The sequence below is a fragment of the Kitasatospora sp. NPDC091276 genome (genome assembly GCF_040684355.1).
Classification (GTDB): Bacteria; Actinomycetota; Actinomycetes; order Streptomycetales; family Streptomycetaceae; genus Kitasatospora.
Genome location: NZ_JBFBFU010000025.1, coordinates 16,217 through 37,541 on the forward strand (window position 1 = coordinate 16,217; position 21,325 = coordinate 37,541).

Sequence of the window (21,325 nt, forward strand, 5' to 3'; positions counted from 1 at the left end):
TATAGCGGGCCCCCTGGGGGCCCGGCTGGCGGCGCCGATACGGCTCCGGCCTCCCCGAGCAGGACTCGGGGAGGCCGGAGCGGTTCGGTGCCCGGGTCAGTTCAGACCGTGGGCCCGGCGGTCAGGACGCCTGGGCGCGCACCAGCCAACGCTGGTTGGCATTGGCGGTGCAGGACCAGACCCCGAGCGCGGTGCCGTTCGCGTCGGCCCAACCGGGCAGTTCGAGGCACTTGTCGGAGATCGGGTTGTAGAGCGTGCCGTCGTAGCGACGGACCCAGGTCTGCGCGTCATCGGCGGCGCAGGTCTGGAAGGACACCTTGGTGCCGTTGCCGGCCGGCTTGTCGTTGGTGGTGATGCACCGGTCGGTGCCGGAGACCTTGAACTTGTTGTCGCTGGTCAGGGTGAAGTGCTGGGCGTTGCCGTTGTAGCAGTTGTAGAAGGCGACCGCCGTGCCGACGGAACCGCCCCAACTGTCGATGCACCTGCCGGGGTTGTAGGCGCTCTGGATCTGGACGCTGGAGCCGGCCGTGGCGAGCGAGTTGGCCTGCTGGTCGGTGAACGCGTACGGGTAGATCCGGACGTCGCTGACCGCGCCGTTCACGCGGCCGTCAGGCCCGGGGTACCGGGTGGTGGTCTCCCCGCCGATGTTCAGACTGCCGTTGGCCTTCCAGCCCGCAGGGACCTTCGCGCTTCCGGCCGCTCGGCCGTTGACGTACAGCGTCGCGGTCTGGGTGTCCGAGTTGAACGTCCCGGCGAGGTGGGTCCAGACGCCGATCTGGGGTTGCTCGGAGTCGACGGCCGCGTAGTACGTGGTGGGGCGGAGCTGGTCCGACGAGGGCAGGTTGAAGGCCCACTTGCCGTACGTCGCCGAGTACTGCAGGTAGAACGGACTGCGCTCGTTGCCGGTCAGGGAGACGGCGGTCTGGTAACCGTTGGTGTTGTTGACCTTGACCCAGGCGGCGACGGTGTAGCTCTGGCCGGTGTCGATGTTGGCCTGGTTGGTGCTGCGGTAGAGGGTGTTGCCGTCGAGGACGGTCGCCTTGCCCGCGGCGCCGTTGTGGTCGGTGGTGCGGGCGAACGTGCTCGGGTAGAGCGCGTTGGCGGCGTTGCTGTCGACGGCGGAGGTGCCGTCGAGTGCCCACCAGAGCGGGTTCACGGAGGTGTCCGCGGCCTGGGTCGGTCCGGCCTGCCAGGTGAAGGCGGCGTTGGGGCTGCCGGGGTTGGTGGGCGCGCCCCACCAGATGTCGATCTGGCCGTTGCCGCGCTTGCCCCAGAGACCGGCCGCGCCGTTGCCGGTGAGGTCCCCGTCCGAGCCGAGCGTCGGCCAGGTGTCCGGGGAGACGGAGCCGATCGTGACCGGGCTGGAGATCTGGGTCAGCGTCGGGACGGTGGCGGCGTTCCCGCTGCTGTCCAGTACGGGCCTGCCGTTGCGGTCGGTGGACACCACTGTCCCGGTGGTGAAGGTGTAGGCGAGCAGAGCGCCCTTGCCGCCGTCTGCGGCTGCCTCCAGGTTCCGGGCCCACAGGCCTGGGTGGCCCTGCTTGGCCCAGTCGCCAGGGGCGATGAGCTCCTTGTCCTTCCACCCGGAGGCGGCGAGCCGGACGGGCTTGCCAAGGGTCTGGAGCCTGGTCGTGGGGTAGTACCAGAGGGCGGCGTCGGCGCCGTTGGCGGTGCTCTCGACGGTGAGCAGGCCGCTCTTGTTCTTGAACTGCAGCTTGTAGTCGAGGTCCGTGTTCGCCGGGTCGCCGAGTGCGGCCACGCGGAGGGTGTTGGACCAGTCGGTGGCGTTGTATCCGGTGGCGGTGAGCCAGGAGCAGTCCTCGCTGGCCGTCGTGACGCACTTCGGCTTCGGGAGGACCGACCTCGAGTCGACCCGGCCGTAGTAGCCGGTGTTGCCCGGATTCCCGTAGAGGTAGAGGTCCTTGTCACCGGGGGCGTGGGCGACGATGTCGTCGATGTTGTTGCCGCCGGTCAGCGTGCCGCGGTGGGCGAACTGGATGTCGGCCCAGCCCCGTCCGGTGGGTGAGTCGTCGCGCTTGGCGACGAGGGAGACGGCAGGGCTCTTGGCGAGCGGGTTGCCGGCCACGGCGTAGGCGCGCAGGTCGCCCGACTGGTCGGGGGTGACGATGTCGGGCGCACCGTCACCGGTGACGTCGCCGAAGACCGGCGGCGGGCCGTCCGGGTTCCACGGGACGTAGAACGCGTACTGGGCCACCGGCGAGACGTTGCGGGCGTTGTCCATCACCTGGAGGTACACGATGTTGGTGCCCCAGCGGCCCGGCAGGACGCTGACGCCGCCCTGCGGGAGGGCGGATCCGCACTGCCACTGGGCGCCGGAGAGCTGTGGGTCCCAGGACCACCGGGCGCACGTGACACCCGACGGCGTGCCGCCGTTGGGGGCGGTGTCGGCGGCGGTGAAGGGGAGGATGCCCCACTCCCAGGCCTTCTTCCTGGTCACCTGTCCGTTGCCGGACGGCGGGAAGTGGTCGGCGAGCGAGCTCTCGGGAAGAGCGGTGTAGACGTCGGGGACGGACAGGCTCGGGGGAGTCAGGTCGACCCCGAAGCGGCATGCGGGGGCGTATCCCGACGAGGTGAAGTCGTCGGTGGCGAAGGAGCCCCAGCCGTAGACGTGCCCGTCCTTGATCACGTCGGAGCGCACCTGGAAGGCGGCGTTGCCTCCGTTGCCGACCAGACCCGATTTCCCGGAGTCGACCTCGGGCGCGCCCGGGAGGTTGTAGTCCCAGATCTTCGACCACGAGTAGAGCGAGTTCTGGACCGGGCTGTGCACGGTGGCGTTCAGGGACACCGCGCCGTTGAAGTTGCTGCCCGCGCCGAGCCAGCCGACCGAGGAACCGTCGCAGCCCTGGTTCTCGGCCCACGGCGACGCCGTGCCCGGCGGCGGCCAGACGTAGGTGTTGGTCGGGGTGTCCGGTGCGCGGTCGTACTCGACGACCACCACCGGGTTGTACGTCAGGCGCTTGAAGGCCATCTTGTTGGACTCGTCGCCGGCGAACACGCCGAAGGTCAGGTTGTCGTGGGTGGCGGCGCGTTCCCGGTAGACGGAGGTGACGTCGTACTGGAACTCGCGGTTGTCGTAGCAGCCGCTGCCGCCGGAGCCGGCGACGTCGGCGCGGCCGAGTCGGCCGCCCACCACGGCGGGCGGGTTGTTCCAGGTGGTCTGGTTGTCGATCGGCCCGGTGAAGTAGAGGTCCACCGGATAGGTGTTGGTGCAGGAGAAGTCCGAGGACTCGTACTCCCAGACCGACATGGTGGCCTTGTTGATGACCGTGCCGCCGAATCCGCGGGTGTCGATCTGGAAGTAGGACCGCTCGATTCCCTTGTCGACCTGGTATCCCTGGTACCCGACGCCGGGACGGGCGTACTGGCCGTCGGAGGCGGTGGTCTGCCCGTAGCGGGGCGTCTTCGGGTACGCCTGCTGGGTCCAGGTCCAGGCGTTGCCGCTGCGGGAGTCGTAGATCCACCCGGGATCGATGAACCAGGGGCCCTGACCCTTGCCGAGCACCGAGGCGTCGGTGGTCAGCTCGACGGCGTCGCCGGAGGCCGTGGTGGGCATGGTCGCGACCCTGGCGCCCGTGCCGGGCCCGTCCGCGCTACTGGGCTTGTCCGACTTGGCGGGAACACCGGCCTGGGCCGCGCCGTCGCCGTCGGCCGGGGCGGCCTGCGCGGCCGCGGCGGCCTTGCCGGCAGTGGCTGCGGGGACGGTGCCGGCCGCGCCGCCTGAGCTGTCCCACATCCGAGGGGCTGGGGCGTGCCAGCGGACCTTGCCGTCCTTGCCGGTGGCGGTGAGGTTGTTGGACCCGTCGTCCTTGACGGTGACGCCCTGACCGGTGGTACCGAAGCGGATCTTCTTCAGCTGCGGGTTGTTGGCGGCTTCGGCGGTCTTGACGATCAGGACGGTGCTGAGGCCGCCGAACTTGTCGGCGGTGGCCTTCAGGTCGATGCCGGGGGCGACGTCGGGGTAGACCAGGCCGTCGCCGTCGTCGTCGAGGGCCGGCTTGGTCAGCGGGAACGGCGAGTCGATGACGAGCTTCTCGCCGTCCGGGCTGGTCAGCGTGCCGAGGGGGCCGCTGCCGCCACCGGACAGGTGGACTCCGGAGGAGGCGGTCCGAGGGCGGTAGCCGCCCGCCGGGTCGGCGACGAGCTCGGCGTCCAGCGCGGCCCAGACGCCGTCCTGCCGCCTGACGCGTTGCTGGTCGGCGTGCTGGGAACGGGAGAGGTGGCCCGCGGGAGTGGCGACCGTTTCGCTGTACTCGTCCGTCAGTTCGGGTACGGGGACGGGCTTTCCGGTGGTCCTGGCCTGGGCGATCGCCCGGTCGGCGGCCGTAGCCGGAGGCTTTTCCTTGGTCTGCCTGGCGTCTGCGGCGGCCATGGCCGTCAGCAGGTCCGGGGGAAGCGTTCCGGGTGTGGTGGTGGGCGTGGTGGGCGCCGGGGCGGCGAACGCGACGGGTGCCACCGAGGTCAGGGCCAGGACGAGGCCCACGGCCGCGGCGGATGCGCGCGCGGACGGGGTCCGTGGACGAAGACGTGTGCAGGAGCGGGCGCCGGGCGGAGCAGCGGGCATGTGGTGAGGTTCCCCCCTCGGTATGACAATCGGGTCCGCCCCCTGGCCGATGGGTAAAGGCGCGGGCAGGGGGCGCCAGCAAGATCGCGCAATGGCAAACTGATGGTCAACTCATTTAGGTGTTCGACTGTCTGGTTTGGGGGTGGGCGAACCGCTTTGGTTCCCCTGTGACATGAATCACCACACGTCTTGATCGGTCGACTCCTCGACCCGGGGCCGCATTACCCCCTACTGTCCGCCACAGTCGTCTGTCCACGCCCTAGCTGAGGCGTGGCTACCTATGGGGGGTAACGGTGTCTGTTCGTCGTGTCCGTTTGCCGTGGTCGGCGGGGAGGGGAGCGCCGCCACCAGGGCGGCGTCGAAGCTCTCGTGTCGCTTTTGTGAGCGCTTTGACCGTGCTGAGTGCTCTTGTGTCACCTGTCGTCCCGGCGTTGGCTGCGCCGGTGGCGGACAAGGACAAGATCTGGTCGCCGCCGGGTACTCCGCTGCCGAAGACGGCTTCCGTACCGGGCTCACCAGAGCAGCCGAAGTCGGTGCCGGCGAAGAAGGGCTCACCGGACTGGGTGCCGCCGAAGGGCGCTCCGAAGAGTGCCTCGGGCTCGGCCGTCGCCCTGCTGGATCCCGCGCCGGCGCCCGGTGCGAAGGCCGTTCGCAAGGGTCCGGACGGCGCCGAGGTGTGGGAGCCGGCGGCCGGCGCCTCGAAGCGGGCCGGTGAACTGCCGGTGTGGCTGGCGCCCGTCGCGCCGGATACCGCGTCGAAGGCCTCGGGTGCTGCGCCGGGCGCGGACGCCGGTCCGGCCAACCCGCCGGTCAAGGTGAGTGTCGCCGACGCGAAGGCCACCGGTGCCGCCGGTGTGCAGGGAGCCCTGGTCACGCTGGAGCGCGCCGAGCAGACGGACGCGACGAAGGTGCGGCTGGGTCTGGACCTGTCCGGTGCCGGATTCGGTGGTGGCTTCGCCGAGCGGGCACAGCTGGTGTCGCTGCCCGCGTGTTCGCTGACCACGCCCGAGGTGGCCGGCTGCCTGGCGCGCACGCCGGTGCCCTCGCACTACGACGCGGAGGCGAAGAAGCTCGTCGCCGACATCGACCTGCCCGCCGTCGAAGCCGCTCTGACGAAGGGACAGCGAGCCGAGTCGAAGTCCGGGGACCAGGCGCCGTCCTTCGGCCCTGCACCCGCAGCCCCGGCGCGGATGGTGCTGGCGGCCGAGGGTACCCCGTCCAGCGGCCTCGGCACCTACAGCGCGACCTCGCTCTCCCCGAGCCAGGCGTGGACGGCCGGCAGCTCGTCGGGCTCGTTCACGTACAGCTACCCGGTCCAGTCCCCGCCGTCGCTCGGCGGCACGGCGCCCCAGGTGGCACTGGGATACGACTCGGCGGCGGTCGACGGGAGGACCTCGTCGACCAACTCCCAGGCGTCCTGGATCGGTGACGGCTGGGACTTCAGCTCGGGCTTCGTCGAGCGCTCCTACAAGGCGTGCGACAAGGCCGGGATCGCCGGATCCGGCGACCAGTGCTGGGGCGGGGCGAACCTGACCCTGTCGTTGGGCGGCCACTCGGGCGAACTCGTGCCCAACGACCCCTGCGCGTCCGGTGACGCCAAGTCCGAGCAGTCCACGTGCACCTGGCGGTTGAGGAACGACGACGGGACCAAGGTCGAGTTCCTCACCGGCGCCGACAACGGCACCTGGAACGGGTCGTACCTCAAGGTCACCGACAGCTCCGGCACGGTCTACTACTTCGGCCTCAACCACCTGCCCTCCGCGTCCGGTGCGCCGACCAGCACCGGCCCGGAGAGCAAGTCGGCCTGGACGGTGCCGGTGTACTCGCCGAACGCGGGTGACCCGTGCTACGACGCGGCCAAGGGCAAGGGCTCCTGGTGCCAGACGGCATGGCGCTGGAACCTCGACTACGTCGTCGACGCCCACAACAACCTGACCACCTACACCTACGCGCCGGAGGCCAACTGGTACGCCCGCGGTGGCGGCCAGAACCGCGGCAGTGGTGTGAACTCCTCGTACACCCGCGGCGGCACGCTCGCCTCGATCGGCTACGGGCAGTTGCTCTCCGACCAGCTCGGTGCGAACGGCGCGCACCAGCCCGCCGCGAAGATCGACTTCGAGACGGGCGAGCGCTGCGTCTCGGGCGCGGCGGCCTGCGACCCCGCGCAGCGGACCTCGGCCAACGCGGCCAACTGGCCGGACGTGCCGCTCGACAAGCAGTGCGCCGAGCAGGGCACCTGCTCCAGCTACGGGCCGACCTACTGGTCGACCAGGTGGCTGAACGCCGTCACCACCTCGATCCGCTCCGGCGGCTCGTACCGCCCGGTGGACCGCTACGAGCTCACGCACACGTTCAAGAAACCGGCCAACTCCGATGAGAACACGCAGATCCCGTGGCTCCAGGCGGTCAAGCGCATCGGCAAGGACACCTTCAACGGGCAGACCGACCAGGCCTTGCCGGAGGTCACCTTCGCGGACCTGATGCTGCCCAACCGGGTGGACGGCCTCGTCCCGGCCCGCCCCCGCTACTACCGGCCGCGGATCGAGGTGATCACCCTTGAGACCGGCGGCACGATCGCGGTGGACTACAACCGCGAATCGTGCATGCGCACCACGGGCAAGATGCCGTCCTCGGCGGACGGCAACACCATGAGCTGCTACAACGTGAAGTGGTACGACACGGGTGTGGCCGCGATGGTGGACGACTGGTTCCTGCGCTACCCGGTCGCCTCGGTGACCGTCGACCCGAACTCCAACCTCGTCGCCGGCTCGGTCACCAAGGTCACCGCCTACGAGTACGGGCCGGCCGCCTGGCACCGCAACGACGGCGCCCTGGTGGACGACAAGTCCCGTACCTGGGACCAGTTCCGCGGCTACGCCAAGGTGACCGCCGTGACCGGCTCGGGCAAGGACGGCGCGAAGTCCAAGACGTCGACCAGCTACCACCAGGGAATGGACGGTGACCTGAAGGCGGACGGATCGGCCCGGTCGGTGACGGTGTCCGGGCCGACGAGCGGCGCCCGCCGCGACGACGACTGGCTGTCCGGCCGGGTGCTGGAGAGCGACGTCTACGTCGATGCCGACGCGGCCGCACCCGAGGCGTCCACCGTGAACACCAGCAGTGGCCCGGTGACCACCGCGACCCACAAGCGGCCCGGTCTGCCGGACCTCGTCGCCCGGTACGCGGCCACCACCTCGACCAGCACCTCGACCAGCCGGACCACCACCGGAACCCGGGCGACCTCGACGGTGACCACCAGTGACCCGGCGAACGGCAACCGGATCAAGACCAGCCTCAGCACCGCCGACGGCACACCCGACGTCTGTGTCCGCAACTCCTACGCCACCGGCGCGAATCCGAGCATGACCGGGCTGGTGTCCGAGGCGCTGACCGTCTCCGGCGCGAACGCCTGCACGGCGACGCCGACCGCAGCGAACACCGTCTCCGGCGCCCGCACCCTGTACGACGGTGCGGCGTTCGGCTCAGCGGGCGCCAAGGGGGAACCGACCGGTGCGCAGGTGCTGGACCGCTACGACGGTTCCGGCGCAGCTCAGTTCGTGACCACCGGCACCTCCGCCTACGACGTCTACGGCCGTGCCACCAGCGCCACCGACGTGACGGCCACCGACAGCGCCAATCCGAACGGCGCCACCGTGACCACGACTTACGGCTCGGCGAACCCGGGCGAGCTGCCCAACCGGACCGTGACCGGCACCCCGGCCCCGGCGGGAGCGTCCGACGCCGGAGCCAAGCGCAACACCACCACCACGCTGAACCCGGCCCGCGCGTTGCCGATCACCACCACCGACCCCAACGCCCGTACCGTCACCCAGTCGTACGACTCCCTCGGTCGACTCAAGGCGGTCTGGACCCCGGGCCGGGCGACCAGCGCGAGAGCCAACTTCACCTTCGACTACACGGTGGACGGCACAGCCCGGCCGTCCACCGTCACCAGCCGGACGCTGCGCTCCAACGAGAGCTACGCGGTCTCCACCCAGATCGTGGACGGCCTGGCCCGGACCATCCAGACCCAGACCAACCCGGCCATCTCCGCCTACCACGGCCGACTGCTGACGGACACCTTCTACGACTCGCAGGGCCGCACCAACCGGACCTTCAACACCCACTACGACGACACCAGCGGTCCGAACACGGTCCGCTTCAACGCTACCCCCGCTGACGTGCCCGGTCAGACCTCCACCGCCTTCGACGGCATGGGCCGACCGGTGAGCACGCAGTTCATCGCCCTCGGCGTGCTGCAGAACACCACGACCACCGCCTACCCGGGCGCCGACCGGGTCGACGTGTCGCCGCCGGCCGGCGCCACCGCGACCAGCACCCTCACGGACGCCCGCGGCCGCACCAGCCAGCTGTGGCAGTACAGGACGCCGTCCGCTACCGGCAAGCAGGCCGACGCCGACGTCACCACGTACACCTACACCCCGAGCGGCCAGGCCGCGACGCGAGTCGACGCCGCCGGGAACAGCTGGAGCTACGGCTACGACCAGCGCGGCCGTCAGGTGAAGGCCGACGACCCGGACACCGGCGTCTCGACCCGCACCTACGACAGTGCGGGCCGCCTGGCCACCACCACGGACGCGCGCGGTCAGTCGATGGCGCTCACCTACGACCTGCTCGGCCGCAAGACCGGCACCTACAACGGCACGGTCAACCCGGCCAACCAGCTCACCGGCTACACCTACGACACCGTCGCCAAGGGCCAGGCCGCCAGCTCCACCCGGTACGTCGGGGGCGCCGGCGGAGCGGCCTACACCAAGGCCGTCACGGAGCTGGACCCGGAATACCGGCCGACCAAGTCCACCGTGTCGATCCCCGGCAGCGAGATCGGCAAGACCGGGCAGGCGACCTACGAGTACGAGACCGTCTACGACCCGATCACCGGCGCCGTGACCACCGAGTACCGGGCCGCCGTCGGCAACCTCGCCTACGAGTCGATCGGCTACAACTACGAGATCTACGGCCTGCTGCACGACATGGGCGGGGCCGACGACACCTACCTCCGTCAGTCCGACTGGGACGCCTACGGGCGCAACATCCGCTCCACCGTCAACCCGTTCGGCTGGCAGATCGTCGCCACCAACACCTACGACGTGTCCACCGGGCGTCCGCTGACGCAGTACGTCGACAAGCAGACCTCCACCGACGGCACGGTCCAGAACACGACCTACGCCTACAACCAGGCCGGCCGGATCACGGCGATCCGGAGCATCCCGAACAACACCCCGGCCGCCACCGACCTGCAGTGCTTCTCCTACGACTACCTGGGCCGCCTCACCACCGCGTGGAGCGACACCGGGCGGCTCGAGCAGCCCACCCCGTCCCTGGCAGGCCAGGGGGCGTGCGCCAACTCCACTCCCACCAGCGGGGCTTCGGCGCCTTCGAAGACGACGGTGGGTGGCAACGCCGCCTACTGGCAGGACTACACCTACGACCTGACCGGCAACCGCACCAAGCTCGTCGACCACAACCCGGCCGGTGACCAGTCCAAGGACGTGAAGGTCGACCAGACCTTCCCGACCCCCGGCACCCGCAACACGCCGACCACCGCGGCCGGCACGGGCGGCGGCACCGGCGGCCCGCACGCACTCGCCAGTGGCACGTACACCTACGGCTCGGCCACCGCCCCCCAGGGCACCGACGAGTACGACGCGGCCGGCAACACCACGAAGATCAACAACCCCAACGGCATCAAGATCCTCAACGCCGGGTCCGTCCTCAAAGCCGGTGAGAGCGTGCGCTCCAACAGCGTCCGACTCGCCATGCAGGACGACGGCAACCTGGTGCTCAGCTCGCTGCGCACCGGTCAGGTCCTCTGGTCCACCAACACCCAGAACCACCCGGGAGCCTGGGCCACCATGCAGGACGACGGCAACTTCGTCGTCTACGACTCCCAGCGCGTCGCGCTCTGGTCCTCGCAGACCTGGGCGGGTAACGCCAGCGGCTACTTCGCGACCGTCCAGGACGACGGCAAGTTCATCGTCTACGCGCCCGGTTGGAATTCCAAGTGGGGCACCTCGACCTGGAACGCCGCCGACTCGGCCAATGCCTCCACGCTGACCTGGGACGTCGAGGGCAAGCTCGCCTCGCTCGCTCAGGGTTCGGCCGTCACGACGTACGTCTACGACGCCGACGGCAACCAACTGATCCGCCGCAACCCTGGCAAGGTCACCGTCAACCTCGGCGGCGGCGACGAACTCACCTACGACACCGGTACCAAGACCAGCACCGGTACCCGCTACTACAGCATCCCCGGCGGCATCACCCTGGTCCGCGAGAGCCCGACCAAGCTCACCTACCAGTTCGCCGACCACCACGGCACCAACCCCCTGTCCATCGGCCGCGACAGCCTCGCCGAGACCCGCCGCCCCACCGACCCCTTCGGCGCCCCGCGCGGCACCACCTCCAGCACCACCGCCTGGGCCGGCGACAAGGGCTACGTGGGAGGCCTCAAGGACGACGCCACCGGCTTCACCAACCTCGGCGCCAGGCAGTACCAGCCCACCACCGGCCGCTTCCTCAGCCCGGACCCGCTGCTCCTGCCTGCGGACCCGCAGCAGTGGAACGCGTACGTGTACAGCAACAATGACCCGGTCAACAAGACGGACCCCACCGGCATGGCCCTGGAGGAGTGCGCCAGCGGGATGGCCAAGTGCTCCAACATGGGCACCAAGATCGAGGGCGAGGGCGAGAACTACCAGAAGATCGTCGCGCAGATCCAGGCGCAGGCTGGCGCACGGCGGGATGGGTACGAGCGCTTTCTGCAGCACCAGTCGATGGCAAAGACTTCGAAGTGGGTTGGCGCGGCGCCCAGCACGGAGGAGATGGAGAAAAGCATGCGGCAGATGCGGCGTGCTACGGGACTGGAGCTGGAGAAGGACTACATTGCGAAGTCGCCCTACCCGACCTCGCTGCAGGAAGGACAGTCCACGATCAAGATTGGCAAAGTCAACACCGCCGAGGTGGATGTCTGCGCTGCCCTCAACGCCATCACTTGCCTCGACGCCTGGGGCATCAAGGATTGGTCAGAGGAGATGGTGGCTAAGGAGTATCCGGGAATCGGGGATAGGGACGACCGTGTCAACTCCTTTCGGCACCTCATGTGGCAGGCGCGACTCTCCTACGAGCAAGGCGCGGAGAATGCCGAACACTGGGCAATCGCACATGAGGCCTTTGGGCCCCAACCGGATCTGTCCGACTACAACTACCGCGACCATCTCTCGGACCTGGTGAACAATGCCCGCGGCCGGAACATCGGCGTCGAGGCCAGCAGGTACGGGAATGGGCATAGTCGAGACCAGGCCATGCAGTACATCCTTGATGCTGTCAGGGCGGATATCAGGAACGGGCTCTACGCCCGAAGAGATGACTTCCTGCCGCAATAGGATTCAATACCGCAAGTAAGTAAGCGAGACCGGGCTGGTATAGCGTCAGCCCGGTCTCGCACCACCTATGAAAGGCTGGAGAGCTGTGGCTGGTCGATGGAAGCACTTGAAGTCCCGGGAGGGCGTTGTCCTGCTCGTGGGTGTTCTGCTAATCGCGGGTCTGGCGGGGTATCTGAAGGTCCGGTCGGGAGGGCCGGATCCGAAGGACTACGTGGGGCGTTGGGCGTCGCGGGACGAGGTGATCGAGTTGCTGGAGGGGGGCCGGCTCGGTGAGGTGCGGCTCGACGGGTACTTCTGCGCGAAGGATCCCGTCGGGCAGGGGGCGGCGTTGGGGGAGTACCAGGGGAGTTGGCGGACGGGGAGTGTGGACGACGCGGGGTCGGGAGTCTTTGTGGTGCTGCGGGACTACTACTCCGGGGGTGACTGCGAGATCTATCTGCAGGAGGAACGAAAAGGTGCGGTGGCCAGTCTGGGCGGTCAGCCGCGGGGGAGCGCGGAGCGGGTCTTCTCCAGGGTGTAAAGGCTCGAAGAACGATGGCTCCAGCACTGGGTGTCAGGGGGTGTCGGGATTCCGGCGGCGATTGTTGGATGTTGTCAGGGTGGGTGTCGACATCTTCCGCCGCCTGATGCGCCTGGTGCCACTGTGATTGCCGCAATGCGTCGACCGGGGTGTCGCCGTACGGCGGGCTGGCGGTGCCGGCGGTGCCAGCTCTGAACGGGGCGCTGGTGGTCGACTTCGGGCCGTACCTACCAGAATGGCTGGTGTGTATCAGGGTGTTGATTGACGGATTGAATCGAGTTGGCCGCTGGTTCGGTCGGGCGCTGCTGAGATATCTTGTGGTGTGCGTGGCTCCCGTGTGCGTTGTTGTGTTCGTTCTTTCAGCATTTGCGCCCGGAGGGCATGATGCGAATGGATTCTCTCGATCCGACTCCCTGGACAGCCTCAAGCTGCTGGCGCTTATCTCGCTCACAATAACTGTCCCGACACTGTTCTTTCTCTTCCTGGTCTCTTTTTGGGCGGCCAGGGGGAGGAGTGTTCGGGGGGTGGCTGCCGTGTTGTTTGCTCTGCCTCCACTGCTCTATCTCTTTGCGGGTGCCTGGCCCTTCCTGCCGATGAGCGCACTCGGTGTGATCTACGCAATGGTAGTGATGCCCGCGCCTGTGCCCAGATCCTGATTTTGCGACGTTCGGGTCCCCAGGCGCGTGATGCATGTCGGGGGCCCAGATATTTATTCCGGGTACTTGCAGTAACTGTCTGTTCAATCCCTGGTGGGGCTCGCCGAGTAATCGCTCGGCGAGCCCGCCGCGAGTGGGGGAGCGTGGAGGGGAGATGGAGAGTGGCAGGAATCTTGGTGCTCACTCGGGATTCGAGGGTCCAGGCGAACCGATGGATTGTCAGTTCCAGCTGGACGGTGCTACCGTATGCGGTCCTTGTCCTGTGAGGTCGGGAGTTTTGATGGTCGTCCTTGGAATGCTGATACCGATTGTCCTGGGATTGGCCATGGTCACGAATTTTCGTGGGACCCGAGACTTCTTCGTGGAGGGTGCTGAGAAGAAGTCGATCCCGGTGATCGCGCTGATTGTCGGCTGGTTCTTCATCGTGGTTCCTGGGGCGGCTGTCCTGGGTATGGCTGTGAAGGCACTCCTGCACTGACCTGTTCGGACTGCCGCAGATGGTGGCGCACGACTTCTGTGGCGGCGGGGCGGTCTTCGAGACGGCCCCGCCGCCGGTCGTTTCAGAGATCCTTTGATGGAGGGTGCGTGAAGGGGCGGCGAATTGTCCTGTGGAGTGTGCTCGGTGGGTTGCTGGGTGTCCTCGGGGTGGGCTGGGCCGTGTGGATGATGGTCCGACTTCCGGGCCCTGACGTGCCGGATCCGGTCGGACGGTGGAGCGGTGGAACGGCGGCTGTCGAGCTTCTCCCGGAAGGGCGGGTCGGATCGGCGCAAGTGCCGGCCCGCGTGTGCGGCGTTGCCTCGGCGGATCGCGAACGGCCGACGGAGATCGAGGGGCGCTGGAAGAAGGCGATCCTCGATGACGTGGGGCCGGGGGTCTACGTGGACGCGACCCGGAAGGACGGGAGCGGTAGTTGTCGGTTCTGGCTGACGGCTGAGGAGAACGGGAAGGACCTGTGGGTCCTGGTCCGCCAGGGGTTCGTCATGAAGAAGGGCTTCTCCGGGGTGTAGGGGCTCGGAGGGTGCCGGCTTCGGCGCCGGGTGTCAGGGGGGTGTCAGGAGTGGGGCGGTGATCGTTGGGATGTCGTCAAGAGGGGGTGGGGCTGGGGGTGGGATCGGGTGAGGTGGGTGGGTGCCGACTCCTCCGTTGCCTGATGTGCCTGGTCCCACTGGTGGTTACCGCAATGCGCCTACCGGGGTGCCGCCGTACGGCGGGCCGGCGGTGCCGACGCTGCCGGCTCTGGACGGGACGTTGGTGGTCGACTTCGCGCTGGTCGGCAAGGCCGGGGCGGATGCGGGCAAGGCGGCCGAGGGCATGGCTGCCGCCTGGACGGCGCTCAGCTCGGCGGCCCTGTTCGGTGCGGCGCCCTGGGGGGATGATCCGGCGCTCGGGCAGGGCTTCGACCAGGTCTTCGCCCAGCCGCGGGACGATCTGCTGAAGGCGGTGCAGGCGCTGCCGGACACCCTGCGCAAGCTGGCCGATGCCCTCGGTGCCACGCGCAGCACGTTCGAGAGGGCCGACGAGCACGCCACGGAACTCGCCTGGACGTTCCCGGGGCCCGGTAGCGGCGGCGCGTGATGGCGGTCGACGCCCCCAACGCCTCGCTGCCGGACGGGTTGCAGAACCTGCTGATGATCCTGGTGGGCAACAAGTGGCCCACCGGGAACGAGAGCGCGCTGCGGGCCGAGGCTGATGCCTGGACCGAGGCGGCGAAGTCGATCCGTGCCTGCGTCCTGGACCTGGCGGACGCCAAGTCCCAGCTCGACCAGGGTCTGAGCGGTGCCAGCAAGGACGCGTTCGACGCCTATCTGGCCAGGCTCGCCGTCGCCGACGACGCCGCGCTGCCGCTCATCGCCCAGTGCTGCGACGCCGCCGCCGACGCGCTGCACAACCTGGCGAACCAGATCGAGACCCTGCGCATCGAGATCATCGGTGCGCTGGTGGTCCTGGCCGTTCAACTGGCCATCGACGCCGCGTTTTTCCTTTTCGGCGGGGCCGAGGCGGCGCCTGCGGAGATCGCCTTCACCAGGGCCCTGGTGTGGGCCTTCCTGCGCAAGGCGCTGATCAGCGCGGTGACCCGGGTCGCCGAGTCGGTGCTGGCCCAGGTGGGCTTCGACCTGTTGGCCCAGGTGATCGAGCTGGGCCAGGGCCACCGCACGTCGATCGACGGCGGCGAACTGGGTACGGCCACCGTCAACGGGGCGGTGGGCGGCGCGGTCGGCGTCGGCGCCGGGTGGCTGGGCAAGGGGCTGGGCAAGGGCCTGGGGAAGGGGCTCGGGAAGGGCTTCACCTCGCTGACCGGCAAGGAGGCCGGCGCGTTCGCCAAGGGCGCGGCCGGGCTGGTCTGGAACACCGGCTACGGGGCGCTGACCGGGATGGCCGAAGGCGCGGCGCAGGACGCGGTGTTCGGGCTGTCGGGTGACTACGTCTCCGGCGCGGCCAACGGCGCGTTCGCCGGGGCGTGGGGGTGGCGGCACGGGGCGATGAACCCCGGGAACAAGTTCTCCATCTCGCCGGGCGACCACATCGAGGGCTGGTTGAACGGCAGGCTGGAGGGCCCGCGCCCACCGCGCGGCGGTACGACGGGGGGCGGTACGACGGGGGATGGTACGCCAGGGGGCGGCCCGTCGGAGATCGAGCTCGTCCCGGTGGGGGACCTGCCCCATGAGCTGCCGCCGCTGCCGCCGCAGGACACGGACCTCTCGGGCCTGTTCCACGAGATGGGCCACTTCCCTGCCCCCGTCGGCGACTTCAGGCCGACGCACGGCGGCACCCCGGCTCCACAGCGTCCGCAGCCGCGGACCGTCTCCGACGCCATCCTGGAGGAGCTCAATCCGGGCGTGCACCAGCCCTCCTGATGGGACGTCAGGAGAGCTGGTGTCGGTGCGGGGGAGGGGGCTGGGGGCTGGGGGGTGTTACTGGCTGCCCGCCGGGGCGAGGGGGGCCAGGGTGCCGGGGTAGAGGTATTCCTTCGGGGGGATCGTGGTGCCGTGGGCCCAGGCGTCGAAGAAGCCCTTGAGGTCCTTGCCGGAGACCTTGGCGGCGAGGGCCTCGAACTGGGGGAAGGAGGCGTTGCCGTAGGCGTGGTCGGCGGTCCAGCGCTTGAGGGTGGCGAAGAACGTGTCGTCGCCGACGGTGCGCCGCAGCGCGTGCATCATCAGGGAGCCCTTGAAGTAGAGGGCCGAGGCGAGTTCCTGGCCCTGCCCGGGGTCGTAGAGCTTGGTGGACCAGTACTCCGGCTTGTTCCGGTTCTCCTCGACGCCGGGGGCGTAGAAGCCGGTGTCGAGGTTGCTGCCCTGGTGCTCGTCCCACAGCTGGTTGGCGTACTGGGCGACGCATTCGGCGATGCAGCCGTCGCGCCAGTCGGTGAACGAGACGCTGTCGCCGAACCACTGGTGGGTGATCTCGTGGACGGCCGCGGAGTCCCAGAAGTAGTTGGTGTAGGTGGGCCGGCTCTGGGTCTCCAGGTCCGGCGCGCCGGTGCCCGTCTCCTTGGTCCAGCTGCGGACGATGGCACCCGCGGAGGAGAACGGGTACGGCCCGAACTTGGAGGCCAGGAAGGCGATGATCTCCGGCTGCTGGGCCTCGGTCGCCTTGGCCATGTCGTCGATCGGCACGTCCGGGCCGTAGGCCGTGATGACCGGCGTCCCGTCGGGCAGCGCCGAGCGGTGGACGGTGAACTTGTCGATGGCGACGGTGCTGAGGTAGGTCGCCATCGGCTTGTCCTCGCGCCAGCGGAAGGTCGTCGAGCCGTCCTTGCTGGTGGTCTGGCCGGGCCGGCCGTTGCCGATGGCGGTCCAGCCGTCGGGGACGGTCGCGGCGAGCGAGAAGGTGGCCTTGTCGGACGGGTGGTCGTTGGACGGGAACCAGGAGGTCGCCGAGTGCGGCTCGCCCATCGCGTTGACGCCGCCGGACACCAGCTGGTGCCAGCCCTCGGGGTCGGGCTTGCCCGCGTACACCACCCGCACCGCGAAGGTGGCGCCGCCGGCCACCCGGCGGGCGGGCACGATGTCCAGCTTGTGCGTGCCGGAGCGGGAGAACGACTTGGCCGGGGTGCCGTTCACGGTGACGGAGGCGACTTGGAAGCCCTTGAGGTCCAGGGAGAGGCGGTCGAGCGACTGGAGGGCCCGGGCGGTGACGGTCGTGTCGCCGTTCAACTGGTCGGGGTGAGCCGGGTCGTAGGCGATCCGGACGTCGTAGTTCGCCACGTCGTAGCCGACGTTGCCGTCCTCGGGGAAGTACGGGTCCCCGATCCCGGTCGCTCCCGCGGGGGCGGCGGTCAGGGCGGCTCCGAGGGCGGTGGCGGCGGCCACCAGGGTGACGGCCTTGCGGCGGTGGCGACTCGGCGGTGTGCGCATCTGTGGCTCCTGGGGACGGGCGGTCAGGACCGGGCGGCGGCGGGGACGGTGGTGGCCGGAGCGGTGGTGGCCGGAGCGGCGGGGGCGGCGGGCTTGGCGGCTGCGGGTTTGGCGGTGGCGAACTGCCAGACCACGCCGATCATGGCGTTGGTGCTGGTCGCCTGCGTCGCGGGGTCGACGTTGGCGAGGTTGTCGCACGCGCTGTGGAGGCAGTCCGAGACGCCGCTGCTGAAGCCGGACGACGGGATGCCCGCGTCCCCGAACGGCTGGCTGTCGGAGCTGTCCAGCGGGATGTCGAAGGTGGCCAGGCCCCGGTCGGTGAACCACTTCTCGAAGGCCTGGAAGGCCGCGGTCTCGTTGTTCTTCGCGTCCTTCACCAGGAGGTACTGCTGGAGGTTCTTGCTGCCCGCCTGGTCGAGGTTGAGGTACAGGTCGATGGCCTTGCGGTCGCCGGCGGACAGGTTCTTGACGTAGTCCGCCGAGCCGACCATCCCCAGCTCCTCCGCCCCCCACCAGGCGAAGCGCAGGTGCCGCTCGGGCTTCAGCTTGGCCTTGGCCACCTGGAGGGCGGTGGTCAGGACGGCCGCCGAGCCGGAGCCGTTGTCGTTGATCCCCGGGCCCATCGGGACGCTGTCCAGGTGGGCGCCGGTGAGCAGCACGTGGTCGGGGTCGCCGCCCTGCCAGTCGGCGATCAGGTTGTAGCCGTCCTTGCCGTCGTGGGAGAAGCGGCGCAGCTGCGTCTGGAAGCCGGCCCGGTCCAGCGCGTGCTTCACGTACGCCACCGACTCCGCGTACCCCTTGGTGCCGTGCGCGCGGTTGCCGCCGTTGCGGTCCGCGATCCGCTGCAGGGCCTGGAGGTGCGGCATCACCTCGGCCGCCTCCACGGTGGGCGCGGCCGGGGCGGGCCTGTGCTCGGCGGCCGTGGCCGCGGCGGCGGGGACGGTGGACAGCAGCAGGGCGGTCCCGATGACGTGGGCGGCGAGGGACACCAGGCGGCGGGAGGGCATCACACGGGAGCCTTTCGGAGGCGGGGCCGGGGGGCTTCCCCCGGCGGACTCCGTCCACCCTGGTCCGTCGATGTCAGGAACTTGTCGAGAGGCTGTCGGGAACCGGTAGGGGTGCTTCCGGAGGGCGACTTACGATCATCCTCATGTGCGCACATGTCGTGGTCGCCGAGGACGATCCCAAGCAGGCCGACCTGGCCCGCCTGTACCTGGAGCGGGAAGGACATCGCGTGGTCGTCGTCCACGACGGCCGGGCCGCGCTGGAGCAGGCCCGGCGCGGCCCGGCGGACCTCCTGGTCCTCGACGTGATGATGCCCGTCATGGACGGGCTCGACGTCTGCCGTGCCCTGCGTGCCGAATCCGCCCTGCCGGTGCTGATGCTGACGGCCCGCACCGCCGAGGAGGACCTGCTGCTCGGACTCGACCTCGGCGCCGACGACTACCTCACCAAGCCGTACAGCCCGCGCGAGCTCGTGGCCCGGGTCCGGGCCCTGCTGCGCCGCGGGTCCCGCCCGCTGCCCCAGCAGGCGGCGACCCCCGCCGCCGCGCCCCCGGCCGTACTGACCGCCGGGGCCCTCACCGTCGACCCCCTGCGCCACGAGGTCACCGCCGACGGACGGCCCGTCAGCTGCACGCCCGGCGAGTTCCGGCTGCTCCAGGTGCTGGCCGCCCAGCCCGGCCGGGTCTTCACCCGGGCCCAGCTGCTGGAGCACCTGCACGGCATCGACCGGTACATCACCACCCGGACCGTCGACACCCACGTGATGAACCTGCGCCGCAAGATCGAGCCCCAACCGCGCCGCCCCACCCGCCTGCTGACGGTCTACGGCATCGGCTACAAGCTCGCGGAGGGGCCGCGCGGTGCGTCGTGACGCCCCGCCGCGCCGCAGCCTGCTGATCCGGCTGCTCGCCCTCTCCGCCCTGGTCTCGCTCTGTTCGATCGCCGCGACGGCCTGGCTGACCGCCCGCACCACGACGGGCGCGATCAGGCAGGAGCAGCGCCAGGTCCTCGCGGACCAGGCCCGGATCTACCACGAACTGCTCGGCTACGCCGCGACCCACCCCGACTGGACGGGTGCGGAGAGCACCGTGCGGCGGCTCGCCGCCGACACCGGGCAGCGCATCCTGCTGACCAGTCCGCGCTTCGAGCCGGTCGTCGACTCCGCGGCCACCGCACCCGGGCCGCCGGCCGCCACCTCCGGGACCCCCGCCCCCGCCCCCGGGTCACCGCCCCCGGGCGCCACGCCGTCGGCACCGTCCCCGGGCGCCGCCGACCGGACGGTGCTGCCCCGGACGCCCACCACCACGGTCGACCCGCTCTCCGTCGACCTCGCCATGCTGCCCGACGCCCCGGCCGACCGGATCGACGCCCGTGCCGTGGGCCCGTTCCGGCTGACGACCGCCGAGCGCGCGGCCATGGAGGAGGCCGCGCGGAACCGGGCCGGCTGCCTGCGGTCGGAACTGGGCGTCGAGGCGACCGTCACCGACGACGCCGCCGGCCGCCCCGTGGTGAGCGTCCCCGGCGGCCGACCGCTCGGCGTGCGCTGCGCGCCCCCGCTGGTGCTGGACGCCCCGACCCGCACCGAGAGCGCCGCCCTCGCCGACCTCACCGCGCTCGTCAACGCCTGCCTGGAGCGCCAGCAGATCCGGCCCGTGACGCTGTCCCTGGGGTTGCAGTGGGCCCCGGCCCGCGACCGGGAGCAGGAGCAGGTGATCTCCGCCTGCCTCGCCAACTCCCGCCGGCAGCAGCTCGTCCGGTACGTGGCGCCGCCCGTGCTGCTGTTCGTCGGCGCGCCCGCCGGCGCGGCGGACCAGACCCCCGTGCTGTCCGCCCCGCACCGCGGGCGGGTCGCCGAGGTCGCCGCGCTGGTGCTGGCGGTCACCGTGGCGATCACCACGATCGTCGGCCTGCGGCTCTCCCGGCCGCTGAACGCGCTCACCCGCGCCGCCCGGCGGATGACCGACGGGGACCTCTCCGCCCGGGTGACCGCGACCGGTCGCGACGAGATCGCCGGACTCGCCGCCGCCTTCAACGCCATGGCGCAGCGCCGGGAGCAGCTGGAGGAGCTACGGCGGGCGATGGTCGGCGACATCGCGCACGAGCTGCGCACCCCACTCAGCAACATCCGCGGCTGGCTGGAGGCCGTCGAGGACGGCGTCGTCACCGCCGACGGCGCCCTGACGAGTTCGCTGCTGGAGGAGGCCCTGCAACTCCAGCACCTGATCGACGACCTGCGGGACCTCGCCGATGCCGACGCCGGTGAACTGGCCCTGCACCGCGAGCCCGTGGACGTCGAGGACCTGCTGGCCCAGGTCGCCACCGCGCACGGCGCCCGGGCGCAGGCGTCGGGCGTGGCCCTGGTCGTCGAGACCGCCGACGCCCCGGCCGGGTACGAGGTGTTCGCCGACCCGGTGCGCCTGCGCCAGCTGGTGGGCAACCTGGTCGCCAACGCCGTCCGGCACACCCCGGCGGGCGGCACGGTCACCCTGCGGACCCGGACGGAGTCCGACGCCCTGCTCATCGAGGTCGCCGACACCGGAGGCGGCATCGCCGAGGCGGACCTGCCGTTGGTGTTCGAGCGCTTCTGGCGGGCCGACAAGTCCCGCAACCGGCAGAGCGGCGGCAGCGGTCTGGGCCTCGCCATCGTCCGCAAGCTCGCCGAGCTCCACGGCGGCGGCGTCCACGCGGCCAGCAGCCCCGGCGCGGGCTCGGTGTTCACCGTGCGCCTGCCCGCTCCGGCGGCCGCCGGGTACGGGGGTGGAGCGGACCGATAGCTAAATCATCGACATATGTTTGCCATTGA

Annotated in this window: 12 protein-coding genes; 9 read left to right on the forward strand and 3 right to left on the reverse strand. The window is 70.2% G+C overall.

Annotated elements, in window-relative coordinates; all coding sequences use genetic code 11:
• Positions 1 to 121 precede the first annotated feature (121 nt).
• A complete protein-coding gene (locus AB0O19_RS27655) occupies positions 122 to 4,501 on the reverse strand; it encodes a LamG-like jellyroll fold domain-containing protein (RefSeq protein WP_363623303.1) in 4,380 nt (1,459 codons plus the stop codon).
• A 524-nt stretch (positions 4,502 to 5,025) separates the two neighbouring features.
• Between AB0O19_RS27655 and AB0O19_RS27660 the strand changes: the two genes are divergently transcribed.
• The 7 genes from AB0O19_RS27660 (at position 5,026) to AB0O19_RS27690 (ending at position 16,017) form a co-directional block, all read left to right on the forward strand.
• Positions 5,026 to 11,985: an RHS repeat-associated core domain-containing protein gene (locus AB0O19_RS27660; RefSeq protein WP_363623305.1), complete on the forward strand. Its 6,960-nt coding sequence runs from the start codon at positions 5,026 to 5,028 to the stop codon at positions 11,983 to 11,985.
• 106 nt (positions 11,986 to 12,091) lie between these two features.
• Positions 12,092 to 12,505, forward strand: coding sequence for a hypothetical protein (locus AB0O19_RS27665; protein WP_363623307.1), 414 nt, complete (start codon positions 12,092 to 12,094; stop codon positions 12,503 to 12,505).
• Positions 12,506 to 12,687: 182 nt separating this feature from the next.
• Positions 12,688 to 13,161 (forward strand): hypothetical protein, encoded by a 474-nt coding sequence (locus tag AB0O19_RS27670; RefSeq protein ID WP_363623309.1) that lies wholly within the window; start codon positions 12,688 to 12,690, stop codon positions 13,159 to 13,161.
• A gap of 280 nt (positions 13,162 to 13,441) precedes the next feature.
• The gene (locus AB0O19_RS27675) at positions 13,442 to 13,639 is read left to right on the forward strand and encodes a hypothetical protein (protein ID WP_363623311.1); all 198 of its coding nucleotides are present in this window, start codon (positions 13,442 to 13,444) and stop codon (positions 13,637 to 13,639) included.
• Positions 13,640 to 13,746: 107 nt separating this feature from the next.
• A complete protein-coding gene (locus AB0O19_RS27680; RefSeq protein WP_363623313.1) occupies positions 13,747 to 14,169 on the forward strand; it encodes a hypothetical protein in 423 nt (140 codons plus the stop codon).
• Positions 14,170 to 14,380: 211 nt separating this feature from the next.
• Positions 14,381 to 14,737: a hypothetical protein gene (locus AB0O19_RS27685; protein ID WP_363623315.1), complete on the forward strand. Its 357-nt coding sequence runs from the start codon at positions 14,381 to 14,383 to the stop codon at positions 14,735 to 14,737.
• Positions 14,734 to 16,017, forward strand: a complete 1,284-nt coding sequence (locus AB0O19_RS27690; protein WP_363623317.1) for a hypothetical protein — start codon at positions 14,734 to 14,736, stop codon at positions 16,015 to 16,017. Before AB0O19_RS27685 ends, AB0O19_RS27690 begins: the two co-directional genes overlap by 4 nt.
• 57 nt (positions 16,018 to 16,074) lie before the next feature.
• On the opposite strand, the gene AB0O19_RS27695 is transcribed toward AB0O19_RS27690, so the two are convergent.
• Positions 16,075 to 17,517, reverse strand: coding sequence for a M1 family metallopeptidase (locus AB0O19_RS27695; protein ID WP_363623319.1), 1,443 nt, complete (start codon positions 17,515 to 17,517; stop codon positions 16,075 to 16,077).
• Positions 17,518 to 17,540: 23 nt separating this feature from the next.
• Positions 17,541 to 18,524, reverse strand: coding sequence for a M20/M25/M40 family metallo-hydrolase (locus tag AB0O19_RS27700; RefSeq protein WP_363623321.1), 984 nt, complete (start codon positions 18,522 to 18,524; stop codon positions 17,541 to 17,543).
• Positions 18,525 to 18,667: 143 nt separating this feature from the next.
• On the opposite strand from AB0O19_RS27700, the gene AB0O19_RS27705 reads away from it, so the two are divergent.
• Both AB0O19_RS27705 and AB0O19_RS27710 read left to right on the forward strand, forming a co-directional pair.
• On the forward strand, positions 18,668 to 19,393 hold the full coding sequence (locus AB0O19_RS27705; RefSeq protein WP_350881019.1) for a response regulator transcription factor: 726 nt from the start codon (positions 18,668 to 18,670) through the stop codon (positions 19,391 to 19,393).
• Positions 19,383 to 21,296: an ATP-binding protein gene (locus tag AB0O19_RS27710; RefSeq protein WP_363623324.1), complete on the forward strand. Its 1,914-nt coding sequence runs from the start codon at positions 19,383 to 19,385 to the stop codon at positions 21,294 to 21,296. Before AB0O19_RS27705 ends, AB0O19_RS27710 begins: the two co-directional genes overlap by 11 nt.
• Positions 21,297 to 21,325 lie beyond the last annotated feature (29 nt).

Coding starts and splice junctions, on each gene's coding strand:
- AB0O19_RS27695 (WP_363623319.1), bottom strand. CDS start 17,517: ATGCGCACACCGCCGAGTCGCCACCGCCGCAAGGCCGTCACCCTGGTG.
- AB0O19_RS27675 (WP_363623311.1), top strand. CDS start 13,442: ATGGTCGTCCTTGGAATGCTGATACCGATTGTCCTGGGATTGGCCATG.
- AB0O19_RS27705 (WP_350881019.1), top strand. CDS start 18,668: ATGTGCGCACATGTCGTGGTCGCCGAGGACGATCCCAAGCAGGCCGAC.
- AB0O19_RS27700 (WP_363623321.1), bottom strand. CDS start 18,524: ATGCCCTCCCGCCGCCTGGTGTCCCTCGCCGCCCACGTCATCGGGACC.